At 42.6% G+C, this 7219-nt stretch carries 10 protein-coding genes; all 10 read right to left on the bottom strand.

The genetic code is table 11. The features are described from left to right. Positions 1–124 precede the first annotated feature (124 nt). Positions 125–511, bottom strand: a complete 387-nt coding sequence (locus E1163_RS09030; protein WP_155171109.1) for a DUF302 domain-containing protein — start codon at positions 509–511, stop codon at positions 125–127. A gap of 165 nt (positions 512–676) precedes the next feature. Then, complete coding sequence (locus tag E1163_RS09025; protein ID WP_155171108.1) at positions 677–1120, bottom strand: Fur family transcriptional regulator; 444 nt, start codon at positions 1118–1120, stop codon at positions 677–679. Positions 1121–1146: 26 nt separating this feature from the next. Then, positions 1147–3651 carry a heavy metal translocating P-type ATPase gene (locus E1163_RS09020; RefSeq protein ID WP_155171107.1) on the bottom strand — a complete coding sequence of 835 codons (2505 nt, stop codon included), beginning with the start codon at positions 3649–3651 and terminating at the stop codon, positions 1147–1149. A 16-nt stretch (positions 3652–3667) separates the two neighbouring features. Then, positions 3668–4528, bottom strand: coding sequence for a GDCCVxC domain-containing (seleno)protein (locus E1163_RS09015; protein WP_246223583.1), 861 nt, complete (start codon positions 4526–4528; stop codon positions 3668–3670). After that, complete coding sequence (locus E1163_RS09010; RefSeq protein WP_155171106.1) at positions 4518–4946, bottom strand: Fur family transcriptional regulator; 429 nt, start codon at positions 4944–4946, stop codon at positions 4518–4520. Before E1163_RS09010 ends, E1163_RS09015 begins: the two co-directional genes overlap by 11 nt. Then, entirely contained in the window at positions 4943–5497 is a 555-nt protein-coding gene (locus E1163_RS09005) for a hypothetical protein (RefSeq protein ID WP_246223581.1), read from the bottom strand. The genes E1163_RS09010 and E1163_RS09005 overlap by 4 nt, the downstream gene beginning before the upstream one ends. Next, entirely contained in the window at positions 5497–6261 is a 765-nt protein-coding gene (locus E1163_RS09000) for an AlbA family DNA-binding domain-containing protein (RefSeq protein ID WP_155171105.1), read from the bottom strand. Before E1163_RS09000 ends, E1163_RS09005 begins: the two co-directional genes overlap by 1 nt. A 63-nt stretch (positions 6262–6324) precedes the next feature. After that, positions 6325–6543 (bottom strand): SHOCT domain-containing protein, encoded by a 219-nt coding sequence (locus E1163_RS08995; RefSeq protein WP_137404429.1) that lies wholly within the window; start codon positions 6541–6543, stop codon positions 6325–6327. Positions 6544–6569: 26 nt separating this feature from the next. Then, positions 6570–6908 (bottom strand): zinc-ribbon domain-containing protein, encoded by a 339-nt coding sequence (locus tag E1163_RS31675; RefSeq protein ID WP_353744539.1) that lies wholly within the window; start codon positions 6906–6908, stop codon positions 6570–6572. Between the two features lie 23 nt (positions 6909–6931). Next, the coding region (locus E1163_RS08985; RefSeq protein WP_155171110.1) for a P-II family nitrogen regulator at positions 6932–7219 on the bottom strand (288 nt) is incomplete at its 5' end.

The following is a 7219-nucleotide window of genomic DNA, read 5'->3' as shown; positions in this document are numbered from 1 at the left end:
TTGGTTATTTTGAATGTGCTTTTATTCTTTTTTCTTATTCTTCATAAGCCAATAATTTCAGTGCATTAAAGACCACCACCAATGTAGAGCCTTCATTTATCGGACGTTTTTGAAAACTTCCATACTATAATGATGCTATCACCTTTTTTAGACGGGCTTCAATTTCATTGGCTATAACGGCCAACTCTGCATTATCTACAGCTGCCATTGAAGCTTTAGGCCTTACAGCCGCTACTTCCACACCAGCATCAGTTTGTTGCACAATAACATTGCAGGGAAGCATGGTTCCGATTTTATTCTCAGCTTGTAATGCTTTAAAGGCGAAGGGAGGGTTACATGCTCCCAGGATTTTATAAGGCCGAAAATCTTCATCCAGCTTCTTTTTCATGGTTTCCTTCACATCTATTTCAGTGAGTATCCCAAAGCCTTCTGCTTTCAATGCTTCAGTGACCATTTGTATGGCTTCTTCAAAGCTTACATCATTCAATGTTTTTTCACTATAGTATTTCATTTTATATGGTTTTTAGTTCTGTAATAACCTAACGGATTAAAAGCAAAAACACTGTAACAATTATTACATTAGCGTTTGATCCTGGTTAATAAATGAGATTCCAATTTCATGCGGATCATTTGCTCCTCAGAGGGGCAGTCCATTTTGTTTATTTTGAATGTGCTTTTATTCATTCGGTAAATTTTCACAACATTTTTCACAGATACCCTGGAGCACCATATTTACCTTCTTTACATGATGATTGCCCCCAATTGAAAGTAGCTCATTTGGTATAGGATCAGGTAAACAGAAGGTTCTATTACACACTTCACAGCGAAAGTGGAGATGCCATTTCCCTTCGGCAGAGTCATGCTTTGATAAGGCATATTTTGCTATTCCTGTACCATCATCAACCCTGTGTACAATTCCATTTTCTTCAAAAAGGTCTATGGTGCGATAAAAAGTTGTTTTATTTACCGGCTTTTCCTGCCTGGAAGTAATAGCCAAAGCATGTTGAAGTTCTTTCAAACTACAAGCTGTTTCCTTCCTAAGAATGTATTCAATGACTTTGGAACGAGTATCAGTTGAAAGAATGCCATGATCCTGAAGTATATCTTCTGCTATGCTCATATTATTATTAATAGTTAAATCTGTTGTTAGAGGTGTTTCTTGTACGCCAACAACCTCAATGCATTAAAGACTACCACCAAGGTTGAACCTTCATGAATAAGCACTGCAATACCGATATTGGCCAGACCAAAAATGGTTGAAGGAATGAGCAAAGCCACTATTCCCAGACTAACCCAAAGATTTTGCTTGATAATGCCTTTGGCCTTTCTGCTTAAACCGATAGCAAAAGGCAAGGTTTCCAGCTTGTCGGCCATCAGGGCAATGTCGGCTGTTTCCAGAGCCACATCACTTCCTGCTGCTCCCATGGCTATTCCTACGGTACTGTTGGCCATGGCCGGGGCATCATTCACACCATCGCCAACCATGGCTACTTTGTCTTCTTTTTGTCTAAGCTCTTTAATGGCTTCTACTTTTTCTTCCGGCAGCAAACTGCCCCAGGCATCCGTGAGACCGATTTCTTTGGCTACCGCATCGGCCACTTTCTGATTGTCACCGGTGAGCATGATCATGCGTTTGATGCCGATCTTTTTCAGTTGCGCTAAGGTATTTTTCGCTTCTTCTCTTGGCGTATCCATCAGGGCGATGATGCCTATGTAATCGTCATTCTGCCGGATGAGCATGGTAGTATTGCCATCAGACTCTAAGGATTTTACTTTTTCTTCTATTTCCTTTGATGGCTTCTTTTCATCCAGCGACTCAAACAGGTCCAGGTTGCCAATGTAGACTTTGTCACTTCCCAATGTGGCTTTGATCCCTTTCCCAAGCACTGCCTCCAGGTCTTTCGCCTCAGGTATGTCAGCACCCTTCAGTCGCTCCTTCCCGTCACGCACTACGGCCTTTGCCAGTGGGTGATCACTAAGACCCTCTACCGCAACTGCTATTCTCAGTAGTTCTTCTTCTTTCACATCCTCCAAGGCTACCACCTCCGTTAACTTAGGCTTACCTTCTGTTAGTGTGCCGGTCTTATCAAAAGCCAGGGCAGTAAGTACGCCTAAATCTTCCAATGGGCGGCCACCTTTGATCAACACGCCACTTTTGGCTGCCCGGGCTACTCCACTGAGAACAGCACTCGGTGTGGCGATGGCCAAAGCGCAAGGGCTGGCCGCTACCAGCACGGCCATGGCGCGGTAGAAGCTTTCGCTAAAGGTCTCGTCAATAACTAAAAAAGCGAAATGGAGCAACACCACCAATACCAATACAGCAGGCACAAAATACTTCTCAAATTTGTCGGTGAGCCGCTGTGTAGGCGATTTCTGGGTCTGGGCTTCATTGACCAGTTTCACCAGGCGAGAGAGTGTAGAGTCCTTCGCTACTTTGATCACTTTGATTTCCAATGTATTGTTACCATTGATTGTACCGGAAAAAGCGCGGTTCTCGTCTTTGATGTCTTTTTCCTGTGACCAGTCTTTATCGGGATCATCTACAGGTTCTTTATCTACGGGCACACTTTCCCCGGTAATAGGTGCTTGATTTACGCTACTCCGACCATCTACTACCACACCATCAGCAGAAATTTTGCTATTAGGCTTCACTATGATGATGTCTCCAATGCTCAGTTCTTCTATACCTACTTCTTCTGTTTTTCCATTTCTCTTGAGCAAGGCCGTTTTGGGGGCCAGTTCTGCCAAAGCAGCAATAGATTTACGGGCCTTGTTCATGGCATAATGCTCCAGAGCATGGCCCATGCTGAACAGGAACAGCAACAGGGCACCTTCTGCCCATTCACCCAGAATAGCTGCTCCAATAGCAGCAACCAGCATTAGGAAATCTATCTCAAAGCCACCTTTGGCAACTGTTTGAATAGCTTCTTTGGCCGTAAAAAAGCCTCCAAAGAAATACGCTGCGATGTAGAGCGTCAAGCTTACCCATGAAGGAATAGCTTCTACATATGAAAGCCCAAAACCTATTCCAAGCAATGCCCCGCAGATGATGGAAAAGATCAGCTCTGTATTTTTGCCGAAAATACCACCGTGTGAGTGGTCATGATCTTCACCTTCCTCATGTGAATGCTCATCTTCTTTTTCTTGGGTTTCCTGTTGTTCAGATTTCTTGGCTTGCTGAAGAAATCGCTCAGCACTTACCTGCGTATCGGGTATATCAAGACCTTCTTTCCTTAATGATTTAAGTATCTCCGCTTCATCTATTTTGGTGGTATCAAATTCCAGTCTTACCATGCCGGAACCTGAGACAGAAGCTTCCAAAATCCCCTCTTTGCTCCGAAGATTTCGCTCAACGTTACGGGCATGCCGCGTGTGCCGTATCCCCTCAACTTCTATGAGTTTATGGCCAAACTTCTTGGTGATCTCAGCCCCGGTTTGCTCCGCCAGTTTTTGGATTCGGTTAATTGATATTACCTCAGGATCATAATGGAAGCAGAGTTGTGGCACACCATTGTCGGTTTCATCAGCCACATGTACTTTTTCCAAACCTTCGGTATCCTGAAGACGGCTGATCAGTTTGTGTACACACTGATCTTTTTCGTCCGGCACTTCGGGCAGGATGAGTGGTATTTTTATCTGTAGTTTTTTCATTCTTCTCATTTATTTATTAACAACAACTATTCTCACATGATAAGCGCTTTGTTTTAGCTTTTTCAAAGGCTTCTTTACCTTCCTTCCATGCATACCAGGCTATACCTAGACTACCAACAGCATCCACATAAGGGATCTGCCAAATAGCATAAATTAGACTAGAAGCCAGAAGAATAAAAGACAGGTAAAAACAGGTCTTGGTGCATTGCGCATCAGAAATGATTGGCTCGCTCTCCAACTCCTTACCCACTTTTATTTTTGCCCTAAAAAGAAAATACATTGTAGCAATAGAAAGCACTGAAATGATAACACCGGCTGTGGTAGTCTGTGGCTCGGACTGGCTAACAATTGAAAGTATAGCACCTGCAATAAGCCCTGCCACCAATAGATACAGAGCTGTACCAGTTATTTTCAATGCTGTTATCTCAAAATCATCACGTTGCTTTATTTCATGATGCTGCATTCTCCAAACCATATGGGCAACTCCTACTCCAGAGAGTACTTCTGCAAAACTATCTACTCCAAACCCAAATAAGGCCAGTGTTTCATCTGTTGCGCCAAAGAAGGTAGAGACAAGGCCTTCAATAGTATTGTATCCAATGGTTATCAGGCTGAGGATGAAAGCAGTTCTAAGTCCTTTTTGAAGATTAATATGCCCTTCTAATGTCCGTTGAACGGATGGACAAGGCACTGAACCATGAGAACAGAAAACACAGCAATCACCTGAATTTGGCTGTAATATGTTATCACATCGCTCACAATCAAACGAAATCAAGCAACTATCTTGGGGCATTTCTACCTGACGTTGGTGATGACAGTGTGGGCAAACCAATAGAGATTGATAATGAATTTGCTGGCTCATAATATTAGCTTTCAATTTTACATTGGGAACAAATGCCCTTTACAACCAAATTGGCTTCTTCGGCCTCATGATTAGGCGGAAGGACAATTTCAGGAATTTTGTAACTGGTAAGGCATTTAGTTTTCTCACAAATTCTGCAATGAAAATGCAGATGCAGGTCTCTTTCTATTTCACATTTACAACCATCTTCACATAAAGCATACTTGGGCACACCGGTACCATCATCAATGCTATGCACCAAACCATTATCCTGAAAAGCCTTTAAGGTTCTGTAAATGGTTGTTCTGTCTGATTTCACAAAGTCTCTGTATAAATCAGTAAGGCTTACTGCTATCTCCCGATCCAGCAGATACTCCAGCACCAGCAGCCGCATGGCTGTTGGTTTTATCTTATGCATTACAAGAGTTTCTTCTAATTCTTTTATTGCGCTCATAATGTGTTTTTTCTAAGTATCACTTGTGTAAACTGCACTTTTAATACCTCACTAACCCCCGGAATGAAGGACGCCAAACCAACCTCTTTTGTAGATAAATCTCCCGTAGCACTTAGCAAACATGCAATGGATTCTCCACCATTAAAATGCTTGAGCGTGGCATTCATTACTACCTGAAACTCCCGTTCACCTGCTATAATTTTAATAGGCCAGTTAAACGATATAGGCGAATGAGGCTGGCTAATAAAATTATCCACCGGAATCCTCCCGGAAAAAGTGATTATTGATTCATCGTTTGCAAGCTGGCTTATCTGTTCGCTTAAAAAACCGTTACCAACATCCAGGCTTTTCAGGTTAAGCTTACCTGAAATTTCTTTTGTGTCATAGTCCAGTTGAATCAACAGTTGATGACTTTCAGCAATCACCTGCTCGTCATCTACTTCAGCAACCATTACAATATGCCCTTCAGTAGTCCTGTAAAGCGTTTGACCTTTAACCACAGAGGAGTTGAAGGCAATTAGCAGAAGTATAAACCACTTGATTTTCATCATTAACGACCATTTAAATTTTCTTCTATATAATTGAGTGCCTCAGGTATATCCAACTCACGTGTACCGTTGCCCGTGCGAACAAAAAAATGAGAACGGTCGTTATCATGAAGATAAACCGGGGAACCGGCCCTTTTGATAGCGAGATGGCAGAAATCATATGCCTCGATCTTGTAAAAAGAAACGGCTACCAACGTACATAAATTTGTTCCCAGCTTATTGGATATTAGTTCCATAATGTATTGCTCAAAACCATCTCTGCCAGGTTTTTTTAGCGTGGCATAATCTTCCTGTAAGCCACATGGTTGCCCATCATCATCAATACCGATGAACAGATGTCCTCCACTTGTATTCATAAATCCGGCTATTGTCTTAGCTACTACTGTTTCCAGTGCCTTATTCGGCTTAAATTGGTGTAAGTCCCACCTCAAAGTAGATTTAAATTCTACCTGCTGGTTTTCTCCCGCAGCTATAAGCTCCTTGATCTCCTCCAGTTTATCTCTTTTCCCGGTAAGCTGAAATATTTTTTGTCTGACCATAAAAAGAAGTGCGAGGGTAACACCTAACAATCCAAAGAGCAATTTGGTAACCGCCTGATCCACATCCCACGATCCAACAACCTGCTGGTAGGAAGTAAGTAGCCAGGCCCACCAATTTCCCTGGTCTCCCTGCATATCGTACATGTGCAGTGAAATAACCAAAGGCTGTAGTAAGAAAATACCGAGGGTAAACCCAATAGCGATGTATAGAAGTAACTTGCTTTTCATCTTCTTGTCAGTTTTGGAGCCACAGGTGCCACATTTGATGTGAAGACACCTGCGACCCTATACCTATTTCATCCTGTTTTGAAGAACTTTCTTCTTTTGCTCAAATTCTTCATCGCTGAGCTCCCCTCGGGCATAGCGCTCTCTTAGCGCCTCCATGGCTTTATCCTTGCTTCTTCTTTGCCCGGGTGTAGGGTATGGAATCAGAAATATCCAAAATATGAGGATCAGCCATAGGATCCACCAAATCCAGTGCATTCCTCCGAAATACCAATCATGCATCATAACTATGAGGGTTTAAGGTTTAACATTTATTTACACTTTTTACACCACTTCCCCTGTACCACACTGTCTGCAGTAGCCAGAAAACGATGGCCGTTTTTACATTGCCATCTGAGTGGCGTTTTGGAATTTATATATTCTTCAGAAAGACAAGTACCGCCCTTTGTAGCAGCCAGTGCTTTCACCCTTTCTATCCCGTGAGGCCTATTGTTAGCACAGAATGGGCACCAGCTTTTTCTTATTCTTACACTGAAGGGAGTAGCCTGCCAGCGATGGCCTTCAGCACATTGCCACCACAGTTTTGATTTGCTGTTTATGTACAAATCGGATAGACAAAGCCCTCCTCTTTTTCGGGCCAGATATTGCATTTCTTCAATTGGACTTGACATATCTACTTCATATCAAATCTTTTAATAGATTTTCCAGTCTTGATCCGATAAGCATCATCTATTTCTGAAACGTAAATAATGCCATCGCCCGGTTCAGGTGTTTGAGCCTTGCCACAGATCAGTTGAATGGCTTTATCCGTTTCCTCATTTTGGCAGACCAGTTCCAGCTTAACAATCGGGCTATCGGTAAAATGAAAATCCAATGATGGAGATGCACCAGAATCTTTATGAGCTCCGGTACCTTCTCCTTTGGATAGGGTTACACTTTCAAATCCTGCATCTCGCAGCGA

This window comes from Fulvivirga kasyanovii (assembly GCF_009711405.1).
Lineage (GTDB): Bacteria > Bacteroidota > Bacteroidia > Cytophagales > Cyclobacteriaceae > Fulvivirga > Fulvivirga kasyanovii.
This window is presented reverse-complemented; position numbering and strand designations above follow the sequence as displayed.